Consider the following 14,085-nt stretch of genomic DNA (forward strand, 5'->3'; position numbering starts at 1 on the left):
ATCCCGAAGGATAGACTAAAAAAATATACAAGGCGCTATTCGTAGCGCCTTTCTTTTGAGGAACGAGTAAGTCACTATGGTAGAAGCGCAGAAACAGTTAATTCAGGCTCAAAAAAGTTTAATGGCTGGGGACTTTAAACAAGTTGAAACTATCGTTTCGAGCATATTAGAAATCGAGCCAGACCATAAAGATGCTTTGTATATGACGGCTGTGAATAACCGTTACCAAGGCCGCCTAAAAGAGGCTCTTACTCACCTGAATAGGCTCTTATCTCTCGCCCCGTCATTTGGGCGGGCACTGCAAGAACTTGGTTATGTTTATAAAGCACAAGGGCACCTTGATAAAGCCATTATGGCTTTTGAGCAGTCTGTTATATCTAATCCAGCGCTTACAGGGGCTTGGTTGCAATTAATTACTTTGTATCAAGGGAGCGGTAAGCCAGAAAAAGCCCGAGAAGCTGATAGTCAATTAACGCGTATGAAAAATTTACCGAAAGAGCTTTTGGCTGTTTCAAACTATCTTTATGAGGATAAAATATTAAAGGCTGAGACTTTATGTCGCGCTTTCTTGAAAGTGAATCCTACTCATGGAGAAGCCATGCGGTTGTTGGCAGAAATAGCCTCACGCTATGGGGTGTTGGATGAAGCGGAATTTTTACTCTCTAAAGCGATAGGATTCTCGCCAGACACCATTCAATTGAAACTTGATCTGATTCAAGTTTTGAGGAAATCACAGCAGTTTAATCAGGCCTTGCTCATTGCTGAACAGTTGGTCATGTCAGATGAAAAAAATCCTGTATTCCAATCTCACTATGCCATACAGGCTATGCAAGCTGGCCAGTATGATCTTTCTTTAGAGTTTTTTGATAAAGTATTGAAAAAATTGCCAAAAGATGCTGCCACTCATACCTCAAAAGGTCATGCGCTGAAGACATTAGGGCGTCGCAGCGACGCAATAAAAAGTTATAAGGCAGCCTGTGACTTGGCGCCGACCTATGGGGACGCATGGTATGGTTTAGCCAATCTGAAGACCTATAAATTTCAGCAAGAAGAGATTGCAGAAATGGAGGAAACTTTAGAACAAACAACGATGAATGTTCAGGCAAAAGTACAGATCCATTTTTCCCTTGGAAAAGCCTATGAGGACCAAGAGAAACATGATCAATCCTTTCATCATTATGCGCAAGGAAATACCTTGCGGTATATTGAAAGCCGATATAACCCAGATCAAATGGATGAAGAATTTCAGGAGCACAAGTCGGTGCTGTCGAAAGACTTACTCGCCAACTACAAAGGAAAGGGGTCACAAAAATCAGACCCTATCTTTATTGTTGGATTGCCGCGCGCAGGATCAACGCTTATCGAGCAAATATTAGCCTCGCACTCTCAGGTGGACGGGACGATGGAACTTCCTAATATCATAATGATCGCTCAAGAAATGCGAGGGCGTCAAAAAATTGATTCTGAGGAAGGGTATCCGAGAAATTTGAAGAATATTCAGCCGGAAAAACTTTTTGAACTCGGTGAAAAATATATAGCTGATACGAAACAACATCGAGAAACAGCGCCCTTCTTTACAGATAAAATGCCCAACAACTTCAGGCATATTGACCTCATTAAAATGATTTTACCCAATGCTAAAATTATTGATGCACGCCGAGATGCTCTTGCGTGCTGTTTTAGTGGGTTCAAGCAACTTTTTGCTGAAGGACAGGAATTTAGTTATAGCTTAGAGAGTATTGGTCGATATTACCGAGGGTATGTTGAGTTGATGGATCATTTTGATACCGTCATGCCGGGAGCCATTCACCGGATACACTATGAGGATATGATCAATGATAGCGAAGACCAAATAAGGAAGCTTCTTGCTTATTGCGAGTTACCCTTTGAAGAAAATTGCCTGAACTTTCATAAAACGAAACGAGCTGTAAAAACAGCAAGTTCTGAACAGGTTCGTGAAAAAATTAACACACGCGGTTTGAATGCTTGGAAGCCCTTCGAAAAGCATCTCGACCCTTTAAAAAGAGCCTTGGGCTTAACATAAGGGAAAGGCGTGCGCCTTATATGCTGTCACTCTTATGATTTTATGCATTCTATGAGTGTTTTCCAATAGAAAATACAGCCTAACTGCTTCGGCAAGTGAAAGTTTCTTGTTCAGCTCTTATTTCTTGGTAGAGTGTCTCTTGTCTGTGTATCCGGTGGGAGGATCCACATTAAGAAAAATGCATAGGGAGCATTCTCTTTTAAGAATGCAGGAGGACAACATCATATGTCAGATTATTGGAAAGAGAATATCTCTCTTCTTTTGAAACTATTAACCGTATGGTTCATTGTTTCATTCGGAGCGGGGATTGTGTTTGTCGATTTACTCAATTCCATAGAGTTTTTTGGATTTAAACTTGGTTTCTGGTTCGCGCAGCAAGGCTCTATTCTAACTTTTGTCGCTCTCATTTTTATTTATGCCCATAAAATGAAGAAAATTGACGAAAAATACGGCGTTGATGATTAGGAGGCGGTGATGGAAACTCAAACTTTAACCTATATATTTGTTGGACTCTCTTTTGCACTCTACATTGGCATTGCTGTTTGGTCTCGCGTCGGCTCTACTAAAGAGTTTTATGTTGCAGGCGGCGGTGTTCATCCTGTTCTTAATGGCATGGCGACGGCTGCAGATTGGATGTCGGCAGCCTCTTTTATCTCTATGGCGGGCTTGATAGCCTTTATGGGATATGATGGCTCCGTTTATCTCATGGGATGGACAGGAGGCTATGTTATCCTAGCGCTATTATTGGCGCCTTATCTGCGTAAATTTGGAAAATTTACGGTGCCAGACTTTATTGGTGACCGATATTACAGCAGGGCTGCGCGATTGGTTGCCGTTGTCTGTCTTATATTTATTAGTTTCACATATGTAGCAGGACAAATGCGCGGTACAGGGATTGTATTCTCACGGTTCTTAGAAGTCGACATTGATATGGGGGTGATGATCGGGATGGCGATCGTCTTTATGTATGCTGTTCTCGGTGGTATGAAAGGGATCACTTACACGCAAGTTGCTCAATATTGTGTCTTAATTTTTGCATATACTGTTCCTGCAATTTTTATCTCAATTTTAATTACAGACAACCCTGTGCCTTCTCTTGGCCTCGGTTCGGAACTGTCTGATGGGTCAGGGATGTCAGTTCTACAGAAACTAGACACTGTCCTCGTGGATTTGGGCTTTAACGCCTATACGGATGGGTCTAAGTCAACCATTGACATTTTTATGATTACAGCGGCTTTAATGGTCGGAACAGCGGGATTGCCCCATGTTATTGTCCGTTTCTTTACAGTCCCTAAGGTATCAGATGCTAGACGATCCGCAGGCTGGGCACTGGTTTTCATAGCAATTTTATATATGACGGCACCGGCACTAGGCGCATTTGCCCGCATTAACTTTATTAATGAAGTGAATGAGACAGCGTATGAAGCGACTCCCCAGTGGTTCAAAAATTGGGAAAATTTAGGGTTAATCGGTTGGAAAGATAAGAATGGAGACGGCAAAGTTCAATATCGAGCTGGAGCGCCATTTGAGGGGAAACCTAAATTCGAAGGGGATACACGTGGTGTGAACGGGGAGCGTCTCGTTAGCAACATGCCGACGAAATCACAAAATGAAGTTTTTGTTGATCGTGATATTATGGTCCTTGCGAACCCAGAGATTGCAAAATTACCAGGATGGGTAATGGCTCTTGTGGCTGCGGGATCCCTTGCGGCAGCTCTATCAACAGCGGCAGGCCTTTTACTTGTTATTTCTGCTGCTGTTAGTCATGATCTTATGAAGAAAACCTTCAAACCAGATATTTCAGACAAGCAGGAGTTAATTTATGCGCGGATTGCGGCTGCTGTAGCAATCCTTGTGGCAGGATATTTAGGCGTTAACCCGCCCGATTATGTCGCCGCAGTAGTTGCTTTCGCTTTCGGTCTTGCCGCTTCTAGTCTATTTCCAGCAATCTTTATGGGTATCTTTATTAAATCCATGAATAAAGAGGGGGCTATTGCAGGAATGGTGAGTGGTCTTGTATTCACTTTTAGTTACATTCTCTATTTTAAATTTATTTCTCCTGAAATGAATGTAGCAGAAAATTGGTTAATGGGTATTTCACCTGAAGGTATTGGAGCCATTGGGATGGTTCTGAATTTTGTTATTGCTTTCCTAGTTTGTAAAGTCACTAAACCTGTTCCTCAGACAGTTAAAGAGATGGTAGATACCATACGCGTACCCTCTGGGGCAGGAGACGCCCAAGGTCATTAACATTCTGAGAGGCTGGTCGTCATTTCCAGCCTCTTTATTTCATTTATAGTCTCTAACTTTTTGCTATGAAGGTCATTTTTACCATCTTGATCATGAGAAGGGAAAAACCGAAATCAAGCACTGGACTTTTATCTTTCTAATTCTAAATATTTTTAAATTTTGATCGTTGTTTAATTTCAATTGTTATGTATAGATTTATATAAAAATCTAATAAGAATAAGTATAGCTATGATCTACTTTATAAATGGGGTACGTATCAATAAGAAGAAAATCATCCGGAATAAGTTATGAGCCATTCAATTGAAAATTTTATGATTTTAACGTTCCTATTTTTAATAGGCCTGGTGACAGCAGTTATTATCAATAAAAAGTTTAAAGAGTTAGCAGGGACTGTTGAATTCATCTGTGCGACGACATGCTGGATGATAGCCTTTGCGCTGTTGACGCTCTCTATTCCTTATAAAGTTGGCGCAATGTTAAGCAGTGCAACTTCTTTAACAGGCGTGTATTATTTATATTTTAGTATGAAGAGAATGAATAATATCGGTGATATATATAATGGACATCTCTTCGCCATTGTATTTTTCAGCTTCAGCTATCTTGTCTTTTTAGAAGCTTTCCGTTCTCTCTTTGCCATACTTTATTACAGTATTAGTATGATCGGGTTGAGCGGCCTAATTCTTTGGCATATAAAACGGCAAAACCAGATGCCATTTGCGATCAAGCTGATTGGATATTGTGCATGGGGAGGGCATTTATTGACCTATCTCGCTCGTTCATATCTCTGGTCTACAGGCCAGCCTGATGTGCCCTTTTTCTTTGGGGTTCCAATAGAGACTTTGGTTTATCTAGAAGCTATCTATGTTCTATCAGGTGTGATGATTTTTTACGCCCTTGTCTACAAAAGGGCTGCAAAACTCAAGAAATTACCTGCGCGATAAAGGCGTTCTTTTATAAGGGTATATAAATGTTTATACTTACCGAGGCTCACTGAGCAAAAGCCAAAAAACTGGCGGTATGATAGAGTGACCATGTCAGAGTGATACAGCATTAATGAAGAGGACATGCTGACAATGAAAATACAGATAAATATAGCATTCACCTGTGAGAGTGACGGCGAAGCAGTGATGCATCGTATATTTACAGAGAGAGCTGGTCTCAAAGATTTTACGCGCGATCATGACATTACCTTAGATAATGGGGCAAGTGTCACCCAAGCATCGAAAACACTAGACGTTCCTTCTTGGTCGGCGGGTGTGATGGAAGCCCTTAACTTGACCAATGAATTGGGGAAGGGGTGGCATTTAAGCGGAGATGTCAGAGAAGATTTATCTTTACTCTGCACGAATAGCTTTGTTCCAGGGTTATCGAAAATTCATGTAGAACTCTCAAAATAACGCTATCAGGAGTAGTTTCTGGACTGTTTCAGAGACCCTGAAAGGCCCTTAATCTACGATATCAGCTGCAGTTTCTACAGTTTTAGCAACCACTTTTACCGGAACAGTCACAATTTTTGTAATGGCACATGCTGATGTGAAAGCGGCCAGGGCCGCAACAAGGATAATTTTTTTAACCATTTAGTTTTCTCCGTCTCTTTATGAGTGTACCATAAATTAAGGCCACATGTAGGCGATATTAAAACAAAAATCTATAGATAGTCTGAATTTCTGTAAAATTGTTGATGAAGGGTACTTGTTCTTTTTAGGGAGCAATTGTACTGTCGTTTCACTTGATAAAGGAGATAGACCTCAATGCTTAAGGCTCAGATAGTTCCTGTGACAGGATTTCAGCAAAATTGTTCCATCATTTGGTGTGATGAAACCATGGAAGGCGCCTTAGTCGATCCTGGAGGAGACTATCAAAAAATTCTGCAAGCTGTAGACAAAGTTGGTATCACACTGAAGAAAATCTTGCTAACCCACGGGCATTTAGATCATGCCGGAGGGTCAGCTGACATTAAAGATACCCATGATTTACCCATTATTGGGCCTCATAAAGATGATCAGTTTTGGCTGGACGGCATTGAAGAGCAGGCTGCAAATTACGGCATGCCGGGGTTGCGGTGTTGTACCCCCGATCAGTATTTATCCGACGGGGATCAAGTAACGCTTGGTGCCTTAATTTTTGACGTTTTTCACTGTCCCGGGCATACACCGGGGCATGTTGTCTTTCATGAACCCAAATCGAATGTTGCTTTCGTAGGGGATGTTTTATTCAAAGGCAGCATTGGTAGAACAGATTTTCCAAAAGGAAATCATCAGGACTTGTTGGATTCAATTGCACAAAAGTTATGGCCTCTGGGACCCGATGTAACCTTTGTCCCTGGACATGGTCCTCTGTCAACTTTTGGTCATGAGAGGCAATCTAATCCTTATGTTGCAGATCATGTCTTGAAAGCAGGCTAAAGAATAGTATTATAGAGAGTGTCGATTAGGGGAGGCTGAGATGCTTGGAAGGTGGATTAACCCGCATATTGAAGTGTGGACGACTAAACTGCGTCGTCGTCGTAAATTGCGCGATATGCAGCATTTACGTACTGCAAGTGGACAAGCCCTCACCATAAGAAAAAATAAAGAAGCCCGCTGTCAGAACTGTAATGCTTCTCTGAGTGGTCCTTTCTGTCATCTGTGTGGTCAGAAAGATAAAGAGATGCGCCGCCCCATATGGGAATTCACTGAAGAAATCCTTGATAATGTTTTCTCAATGGATAGTAAAACTCTTAAGACGCTTTTCTTGCTCGTTGCCATTCCTGGCGGATTAAGCCGGACCTATATGGATGGTCGTAGGGCTCGTTTTGTCCCACCAATTAGGCTGTTTGTCCTGACTTTCTTTTTATTCTTCATCCTTATGGAGGCTTTCAATATCCCGATAATTGATGTGTCGATCACGCCGGAAGAAGAATATATTAAAAGCGAAGAAAAAAGGAAAACGAACCCTGATCCAATCGTGCTAGATGAAGATGGGAAAATCGTTAGCAAAAAAGGCGCTATTACAATCCGACAAAAACCTGCTGACGTGATTGATCGGATGACTGAGGCTGAGAAAGAAGAATTGAAAAAGGCTGCAGATGCCGCAGGCTTGGAGATGGAGGAAATTCTCAAAGATAAGTCCTATTATACACCCACGGATAACACGGGTGGGTTAATGAGCCGTCTTAAATTAAAAATGCTCACGCCAATTGCTGATGAAGACGATCGAATAGCCCTCACGCGAGAGCAAATTGATCGGCTTGTTATGACAGGGACGAAAAAAGAATGGGCTGATCGTTTTAAAGACGAGCTTACGAGGGCATTGGCAGACCCTATGGTATTTAATAGAATCATCAATGAAAGGCTGCAGTGGGCTTTGATTATTTTCATGCCCCTTTTTGGCATTCTCCTAAGGATATTCCATTGGCGAAAAGATCAGCGATTAATGGATCAATTTGTTTTTTCTCTACATTATCATGCTTATTTGATGCTTTTGATGGTTATCCTCATCCCCATTGTACCGATTTTCGGCGGGGAAGTGGCCGTAGATGTCTTTTCCTTGGGGTCCGTAGGGTATCTTTTTGTCGCCTTGAAAGTAGGCCAAAAACAAGGTTGGTTTAGAACCTTCTTTAAATTTATCCTCATTATGCCAGTATATTTTATCGCCCTGACGAGTTTTGTCATGGTATGGGTTTGGATGGAGCTTGCTGGTGTTAGCTTCTTTGAACTTATATCTTCAGCAACAGCAACAAGCTAAAAGTCTTTGATTAAGAGGCCTCTCTTAGGGGTCCGTCTATGCCATTCCCTAGCTCTCTTGCGAGGGCTTTGGCCTTGGCTTTTGCAATCTCTAATGTATCAGGTTCTGTTGCCATAGCGTCTGCCGCAACAACATGAACATCCGTAATCCCAATAAATTTTAATACATGCTTCATATAGGGGACAGCAAAATCTAAAGGGCTCTCCACAGCCGTGCCACCACTGGCAACAAAAAGCACAAGTGTTTTGCCTTCGAGCAACCCTATAGGGCCGTCCGCTGTATACCGAAAGGTTTTCCGTGCGCGTGCAATGAGGTCAATCCAGGCTTTAACGCTAGCAGGAATAGAAAAATTATAGATGGGTAATGAGAGTAGAATGAGATTACTTTTTTCTAACTCTTCGATTAACGTGTCAGAAAGCTGCAGAGTCTTGGCTTGTTCTTGGCTTCGTTCTTCTTCAGGTGTAAAATTTGCGCCGACCCACTCAGGTGTGAGAAAAGGCAGACCTCTGGAAATATCTCTCTCAGTGATTGAAATATCTTTCTTTTCATTTTCGATTGTCTCTAGAAATAGCGAGGAGAGTGTAGTGGTCACGGATGCTCCTGGGTTCGCGCTTGCAGTAATTTTAAGTATAGCTGTCATAGTTTTTCTCCATATTTGCTGTTGAGTTGACTATAGGGTAGGGTGAATTAAAGGTATAGACGCATTTTATGGGAAGTCTTGTTGCATATTCTGAAACTTAAATATTTTTATGTTGCGGTGCAAAATAATCATTGACATTGCGGTGCAGCATGGATATACAGGGATAAATATTGCAATGCAGCAAAGTATGTAACCTTGCCCTAAATTGGAAAGGATCGCAAAATGCCAGCGACCAAAAAGAAAGAAACAAAAGCAAAAGCAAAGCCTGCACAAGAGTCTGTTTTTGGTTTTGATGCCTTTACGAAGATGTTTGAGACAGCACCTCAATTCGATGTACAATCCGCTCTTGATTTTCAGAAGAAAAATCTGGAAGCAATGGTTGAAGCCAATCGTGTAATGTTTGATTGTGCTAAGGAAGTTGCAACCAAACAGGCAGATTTTGCAAAAATAGTTGCTGCTGATCTTAATGACAAAGCGGTCAAAGGTTTTCAGAATGAAGCTCCTGAGTTCAATGTTAACAAGCAGATTGCTGAACTACAGGCAAACGTGAAGACACTGGGTGAAAATGTTCGCGAAGTGGCTGACATGACAACAGAAGCTGGCCAAAAAGCCTTCACAGTGCTTCAAGAGCGCTACACAGCATCTGTTGAAGAAGTTCAAACAGCTGTAAAATAATTCGGATTGCTGAGCATTCAGCATTTCAGGTGATGGTGGTTTTCTTACCTCTCCCTCTCCCCCCTCCCTCAAGTTAAGGGAAGTGCCATCACCAAAAATTAAGCCCTGTCTTTTTAAGGCAGGGCTTTTCTTATCTTTAAGAGAGCCGGCAATTTAATTGTCTTTAAAGATCCCCGTCGAAGGCTTTTCACTTTGACTTACTTTGCCGCGGTACATGCCTGCTGAGTTGAATGAATAAACAATATTCCCATCCTTATCTACAGCGATAATACCTCCATCGCCTTTCATCTCTACCAATTGTTCCATGACAATTGCATCTGCGGCTTCTTGAAGGGATAAGCCCTTATATTCCATTAAAGCGCAGATGCTTCGTGCAACGGTTGCGCGAATGAAATACTCTCCATGGCCCGTAGCTGAGACCCCGCAACTCTTATTGTTTGCATAAGTACCGGCACCAATGATTGGTACATCACCCACACGGCCATATCGTTTGTTGGTCATGCCGCCTGTTGATGTACCTGCTGCTATATTGCCCTCTTGATCGATAGCCACGGCACCCACAGTCCCAAAACGATGATCACTAAAATAGGCCGAAGATTTATCCCTGCCCTGAGCACGTAAGAGTTGCTGATAGCGACGCTCTACATAGAAATAACTTGGATCCACGGTTTCAATGCCTTGTTCGCGTGCGAATGTTTCTGCCCCATTTCCAATGAACATCACATGTCTGGATTTATCCATGACGGCTCTTGCTAGTGTGATGGGGTTCTTAATTGTGGTCACCCCTGCAATCGAACCAGCGTTAAGAGTGCGGCCATCCATGATGGATGCATCTAATTCATTTTTACCTTCAGACGTAAACACAGCCCCGTGACCAGCATTAAATTCAGGGCTATCTTCCAGGATCTTTATGGAAGCCACAATTGCATCTAAAGAAGAGCCCCCAGATTTTAGAATAGTTTCACCTGCTAGAAGGGACTTTGTAAGTTTCCCTCGAATTCTTTTTTCAATCTCCGGAGTGATGTGTTTTTTCAAAATTGTTCCTGCGCCGCCATGGATTACGAGCGAATATCTCTTTTCTTTTGCTTCAGCCTTTATGTCCAGCACTTCTGCAGTCAAGCACGGTGTCGAGACTATAAGTGCAACTGCTGTCATCGTTATGAGTTTTTTGAACATCGTTTTCCCCTTTGAATTTTCCAGAAAAAAGCATAACTTACAGTAATTAGAATGCAATAGAATGTTTTATGGGGATGATTATGAGATTTTTTATTCTAGCGACGATCGCTTTACTTTCTTCTTTTGGCGCCAAAGCACTCGACACTGAAAGTGAAAAATTCCAGTCTTTGTTAAAGGAAGAGCGGAGTTTTTTCTACGAGCAATTCCCGAGCAGAGCACCTCAGCAGAAAAAGGCAGGACCTGTTGTTAAGTTTCAGAAATCTACGCCCGATGTTTTTAAGCATAGACACGAAAAATATAAAGGCTTTATTTCTAAACTAAAAGGGATTGACCGTTCAAAGCTCACTATTAAAGAGCAATTTAACTATGATCTCTTTTTGTTCATTCAGAAAACCAAACTTTTAGACTATCGCTTTAAGACATATCGCAATCCATTAATGAGTGATAGTGGGTTCCATACATGGGTTCAGCGTACGCATTCTACTAGGCGCTTTAACGATATAGAAGACTATGAAAATTATCTAACATTATTAAGTGACCTTCCTAATTATTTCAATGATATAACGGAAAATCTTAAAGTTGGACTTCAGGATGGATTTACTATGCCACAAGTGGTGCTTAAAGGGGTCATGCCTACCTTTTCTGCGCCTATAGTTGAAGATATTTCTCAGAGTGTCTTCTATACGCCGTTCAAGCGGATGGCTGCCTCAATCTCTGAAGAGGATCAAAAGAGACTAAAAGCTCACGCTGAAACAGTCATCAGAGACAAAGTTATTGCAGCTTATGTGAAGTTAAATAATTTCATGAAGGCAACATATTTCCCGCGTGCGCGAAAAACACTGGGGGCTCGATCATTTAAGATGGGCGAAGACTATTATCCTGCAATGGTAAAATATTATACGACCCTTGAGATCGGACCAGAGGAAATTCATCAGCTTGGCTTGAGCGAAGTGGCACGTATTCGCTCTGAGATGGAAGACATAATTAAAGAGGTGAACTTCAAGGGAAGTTTCAATGATTTTCTTGAATTTTTAAGAACTGATGAGCAGTTTTACGCGAAGTCGGAAGAAGAATTGCTCATGTATGCGAGCTATGTGGCCAAAAAAATTGATGGTCGACTTCCTAAATTGTTTAAGCATCTTCCTCGCCAGCCATATGGTGTAGAAGCCGTTCCAGCAAGTATTGCACCCAACTATACAACAGGACGGTATGTTGGCGCACCAAAAGAATCCCCGCGCGGAGGCTACTATTGGGTCAATACATACAATCTCCCTCAGCGCCCCCTCTATAATATTCCTGCTTTAACACTGCATGAAGGGATGCCTGGGCATCACCTTCAATCCGCTCTCTCACGAGAAATGCAGGATGTTCCTGCTTTTAGGCGGGGCTATTATCCTCATGCCTTTGGGGAAGGCTGGGGGTTGTATAGTGAAAAACTTGGCCTTGAGATGGATATTTACACAACCCCATACGAACAATTTGGCCGGCTAAGTTATGAAATGTGGCGTGCGCTTAGGCTTGTTGTCGATACAGGTATACACTGGAAAGGCTGGACCCGTGAGGCGGCTTTGACTTTGATGGAAGAGAACTCAGCGCTCGCTAAGCACAATATACGCACAGAAGTTGACCGCTATATCGCTTGGCCAGGTCAAGCGCTTGCCTATAAGATGGGAGAGTTGAAAATCCTTGAGCTTCGGGAAAAAGCAACAAAGGCCTTGGCGAAGAAATTTGATGTACGGGATTTCCACGATCAAATTGTTAGTGAGGGCGGTATTCCGTTAAATATGTTGGAAGCGAAGATAAATGACTGGATTGAAACATCGCTTGCTAATCAAAGGGGTAAGTGAGTTCTTCGGATCACATTGCGTAAAGCAAAGGACGAGTGTACACGAGCAACTTCGGGTAGGGCAGTTAGGATGTTATGAACGCGTTCATAGTCTTGACCGTCTCTTACTATGACTCGTAACATATAGTCAACTTCACCGCTCATTAGGTAACATTCCATTACTTCTCGGACATTTTGCACGGCTTGTTCAAAGCGCTTCAATTTTTCTTCCTGCTGAGATTGAAGGGACACCCTAATGAAAACGGAACTTGTCAGTCCGATTGTCTTTGCCGAGACTATGGCTGTATACTGAGTGATTATGCCCTCCGTTTCCATTCGCTTTACACGGCGCAGGCAAGCCGACTCGCTGAGACCAACTAGGTTTGAAAGGTCTACATTTGAGAGTTTTCCATCATCTTGTAATTGCGTTAAGATCGCACGATCAATCTTATCTGTTTGCATAGTCACAATAATCCTCGATAAAATTCATATTTAACGCAATATACTGTCAATTCAGCAACAATTTCAAGTGTTCTTTGCAAGGACATGTCTCCTGAAAGTCATTATACTTTCTTTTATTGTTTTAGAGGGGTCCCATCCCTGAGAATTAGAGGAAGTAAAAGATGCTAATCGGCGTACCTAAAGAGATTAAAAACCGTGAATATCGTGTTGGGTTGACACCTATGTCAGTCCGGGAGCTTATTGCCCACGGACACCAGGTGATTGTTGAGACTAATGCTGGTTTTGAGATTGGTTTTACCAATGAATTATATCAAGCGGCTGGGGCAGTCATCCTTGAATCTGCAGCAGAGATTTTCGCAAAAGCTGACATGATTGTGAAAGTTAAAGAGCCTCAAGCCAGTGAATGTGCAATGCTTCGTGAAGGCCAGATTTTATATACTTATCTTCATTTGGCCCCAGATCCTGAGCAAACACAAGGCCTCATTAACTCGGGCTGTATCGCCATTGCGTATGAGACTGTAACAGATGCTCATGGCGGATTGCCTTTACTGGCCCCGATGAGTGAAGTGGCTGGCCGGATGTCTATTCAGGCAGGTGCGCACGCTCTCGAGATGAGTCAAGGGGGGCGCGGCATGCTTTTGGGCGGTGTCCCTGGTGTTGAGCCTGCGAAAGTAACCATTATTGGCGGCGGCGTTGTTGGCACAAATGCTGCTCGTATGGCAGTGGGCATGGGTGCTGATGTGATAATTCTTGATAGATCTGTGCGTAGAATGCAGCAATTAGACGATATTTTTCAAGGCCGCGTAAAAACTATTTATTCTAGTGCCGGCGCGATTGAAGATCATGTTCTTCACTCTGATCTTGTTGTCGGCGCGGTTCTTATCCCAGGGGCTGCGGCACCAAAACTTGTGACACGCCAGCATATCACTGATATGCAAAGAGGATCTGTCCTCGTTGATGTTGCAATTGACCAAGGCGGTTGTTTTGCGACCTCAAAAGCGACCACGCATGCGGAACCAACATATATTGTTGATGATGTTGTGCATTACTGTGTTGCGAATATGCCGGGTGGTGTTGCAAGAACATCGACGATGGCGCTTAATAATGCAACTCTTCCCTTTGCCATAACAATTGCTAACAAAGGATGGAAACAGGCGCTAGCAGAAGATACACATCTGCTCGAAGGCTTGAATGTTGCAGAAGGAAAAGTCACCTATAAAGCAGTTTCTGAAGATCAAGGGCTTGCCTATACCCCAGCCAGTGAATTTATTTCATAAGCTATTGGCT

General features: G+C 42.4%; 14 protein-coding genes. 10 read left to right on the top strand and 4 right to left on the bottom strand.

Annotated features, from left to right (window positions below):
• Positions 1–76: 76 nt before the first annotated feature.
• The 5 genes from QGN29_RS10730 to QGN29_RS10750 all read left to right on the top strand — a co-directional run bounded on the left by QGN29_RS10730 (position 77) and on the right by QGN29_RS10750 (position 5,691).
• On the top strand, positions 77–2,044 hold the full coding sequence (locus QGN29_RS10730; protein ID WP_310797856.1) for a tetratricopeptide repeat-containing sulfotransferase family protein: 1,968 nt from the start codon (positions 77–79) through the stop codon (positions 2,042–2,044).
• A gap of 225 nt (positions 2,045–2,269) precedes the next feature.
• Positions 2,270–2,509, top strand: a complete 240-nt coding sequence (locus QGN29_RS10735) for a DUF4212 domain-containing protein (protein ID WP_310797857.1) — start codon at positions 2,270–2,272, stop codon at positions 2,507–2,509.
• 9 nt (positions 2,510–2,518) lie between these two features.
• Positions 2,519–4,294 carry a sodium:solute symporter family protein gene (locus QGN29_RS10740; protein ID WP_310797858.1) on the top strand — a complete coding sequence of 592 codons (1,776 nt, stop codon included), beginning with the start codon at positions 2,519–2,521 and terminating at the stop codon, positions 4,292–4,294.
• Between the two features lie 287 nt (positions 4,295–4,581).
• On the top strand, positions 4,582–5,235 hold the full coding sequence (locus tag QGN29_RS10745; protein ID WP_310797859.1) for a hypothetical protein: 654 nt from the start codon (positions 4,582–4,584) through the stop codon (positions 5,233–5,235).
• Positions 5,236–5,367: 132 nt separating this feature from the next.
• Positions 5,368–5,691: a hypothetical protein gene (locus QGN29_RS10750; protein WP_310797860.1), complete on the top strand. Its 324-nt coding sequence runs from the start codon at positions 5,368–5,370 to the stop codon at positions 5,689–5,691.
• Between the two features lie 48 nt (positions 5,692–5,739).
• On the opposite strand, the gene QGN29_RS10755 is transcribed toward QGN29_RS10750, so the two are convergent.
• Positions 5,740–5,871: a hypothetical protein gene (locus tag QGN29_RS10755; RefSeq protein ID WP_310797861.1), complete on the bottom strand. Its 132-nt coding sequence runs from the start codon at positions 5,869–5,871 to the stop codon at positions 5,740–5,742.
• A 174-nt stretch (positions 5,872–6,045) separates the two neighbouring features.
• Between QGN29_RS10755 and QGN29_RS10760 the strand changes: the two genes are divergently transcribed.
• Together QGN29_RS10760 and QGN29_RS10765 are read left to right on the top strand one after the other, a co-directional pair.
• The gene (locus QGN29_RS10760) at positions 6,046–6,699 is read left to right on the top strand and encodes an MBL fold metallo-hydrolase (RefSeq protein WP_310797862.1); all 654 of its coding nucleotides are present in this window, start codon (positions 6,046–6,048) and stop codon (positions 6,697–6,699) included.
• Positions 6,700–6,739: 40 nt separating this feature from the next.
• On the top strand, positions 6,740–8,020 hold the full coding sequence (locus tag QGN29_RS10765) for a DUF3667 domain-containing protein (protein WP_310797863.1): 1,281 nt from the start codon (positions 6,740–6,742) through the stop codon (positions 8,018–8,020).
• A 10-nt stretch (positions 8,021–8,030) separates the two neighbouring features.
• On the opposite strand, the gene QGN29_RS10770 is transcribed toward QGN29_RS10765, so the two are convergent.
• Positions 8,031–8,660 carry an FMN-dependent NADH-azoreductase gene (locus tag QGN29_RS10770; RefSeq protein WP_310797864.1) on the bottom strand — a complete coding sequence of 210 codons (630 nt, stop codon included), beginning with the start codon at positions 8,658–8,660 and terminating at the stop codon, positions 8,031–8,033.
• 222 nt (positions 8,661–8,882) lie between these two features.
• Here QGN29_RS10770 and QGN29_RS10775 point away from each other — a divergent pair, with 222 nt between their 5' ends.
• Complete coding sequence (locus tag QGN29_RS10775; protein ID WP_310797865.1) at positions 8,883–9,335, top strand: phasin family protein; 453 nt, start codon at positions 8,883–8,885, stop codon at positions 9,333–9,335.
• A gap of 153 nt (positions 9,336–9,488) precedes the next feature.
• On the opposite strand, the gene QGN29_RS10780 is transcribed toward QGN29_RS10775, so the two are convergent.
• Positions 9,489–10,511, bottom strand: a complete 1,023-nt coding sequence (locus QGN29_RS10780; protein WP_310797866.1) for an isoaspartyl peptidase/L-asparaginase family protein — start codon at positions 10,509–10,511, stop codon at positions 9,489–9,491.
• A gap of 80 nt (positions 10,512–10,591) precedes the next feature.
• Here QGN29_RS10780 and QGN29_RS10785 point away from each other — a divergent pair, with 80 nt between their 5' ends.
• Positions 10,592–12,358, top strand: a complete 1,767-nt coding sequence (locus tag QGN29_RS10785) for a DUF885 domain-containing protein (protein WP_310797867.1) — start codon at positions 10,592–10,594, stop codon at positions 12,356–12,358.
• Here QGN29_RS10785 and QGN29_RS10790 read toward each other — a convergent pair.
• Positions 12,343–12,798: an Lrp/AsnC family transcriptional regulator gene (locus QGN29_RS10790; RefSeq protein ID WP_310797868.1), complete on the bottom strand. Its 456-nt coding sequence runs from the start codon at positions 12,796–12,798 to the stop codon at positions 12,343–12,345. The two genes, QGN29_RS10785 and QGN29_RS10790, sit on opposite strands and share 16 nt — an antisense overlap.
• Before the next feature lie 161 nt (positions 12,799–12,959).
• On the opposite strand from QGN29_RS10790, the gene ald reads away from it, so the two are divergent.
• Positions 12,960–14,075 carry an alanine dehydrogenase gene (ald, locus tag QGN29_RS10795; RefSeq protein WP_310797869.1) on the top strand — a complete coding sequence of 372 codons (1,116 nt, stop codon included), beginning with the start codon at positions 12,960–12,962 and terminating at the stop codon, positions 14,073–14,075.
• Positions 14,076–14,085 lie beyond the last annotated feature (10 nt).

The sequence above is a fragment of the Temperatibacter marinus genome (assembly GCF_031598375.1).
Taxonomy (GTDB): Bacteria; Pseudomonadota; Alphaproteobacteria; order Sphingomonadales; family Kordiimonadaceae; genus Temperatibacter; species Temperatibacter marinus.

Excerpts from the sequence above, each read along its gene's own strand:
- QGN29_RS10730 (WP_310797856.1), top strand. The coding sequence starts at position 77 with ATGGTAGAAGCGCAGAAACAGTTAATTCAGGCTCAAAAAAGTTTAATG.
- QGN29_RS10735 (WP_310797857.1), top strand. The coding sequence starts at position 2,270 with ATGTCAGATTATTGGAAAGAGAATATCTCTCTTCTTTTGAAACTATTA.
- QGN29_RS10740 (WP_310797858.1), top strand. The coding sequence starts at position 2,519 with ATGGAAACTCAAACTTTAACCTATATATTTGTTGGACTCTCTTTTGCA.
- QGN29_RS10745 (WP_310797859.1), top strand. The coding sequence starts at position 4,582 with ATGAGCCATTCAATTGAAAATTTTATGATTTTAACGTTCCTATTTTTA.
- QGN29_RS10750 (WP_310797860.1), top strand. The coding sequence starts at position 5,368 with ATGAAAATACAGATAAATATAGCATTCACCTGTGAGAGTGACGGCGAA.
- QGN29_RS10755 (WP_310797861.1), bottom strand. The coding sequence starts at position 5,871 with ATGGTTAAAAAAATTATCCTTGTTGCGGCCCTGGCCGCTTTCACATCA.
- QGN29_RS10760 (WP_310797862.1), top strand. The coding sequence starts at position 6,046 with ATGCTTAAGGCTCAGATAGTTCCTGTGACAGGATTTCAGCAAAATTGT.
- QGN29_RS10765 (WP_310797863.1), top strand. The coding sequence starts at position 6,740 with ATGCTTGGAAGGTGGATTAACCCGCATATTGAAGTGTGGACGACTAAA.
- QGN29_RS10770 (WP_310797864.1), bottom strand. The coding sequence starts at position 8,660 with ATGACAGCTATACTTAAAATTACTGCAAGCGCGAACCCAGGAGCATCC.
- QGN29_RS10775 (WP_310797865.1), top strand. The coding sequence starts at position 8,883 with ATGCCAGCGACCAAAAAGAAAGAAACAAAAGCAAAAGCAAAGCCTGCA.
- QGN29_RS10780 (WP_310797866.1), bottom strand. The coding sequence starts at position 10,511 with ATGTTCAAAAAACTCATAACGATGACAGCAGTTGCACTTATAGTCTCG.
- QGN29_RS10785 (WP_310797867.1), top strand. The coding sequence starts at position 10,592 with ATGAGATTTTTTATTCTAGCGACGATCGCTTTACTTTCTTCTTTTGGC.
- QGN29_RS10790 (WP_310797868.1), bottom strand. The coding sequence starts at position 12,798 with ATGCAAACAGATAAGATTGATCGTGCGATCTTAACGCAATTACAAGAT.
- ald (WP_310797869.1), top strand. The coding sequence starts at position 12,960 with ATGCTAATCGGCGTACCTAAAGAGATTAAAAACCGTGAATATCGTGTT.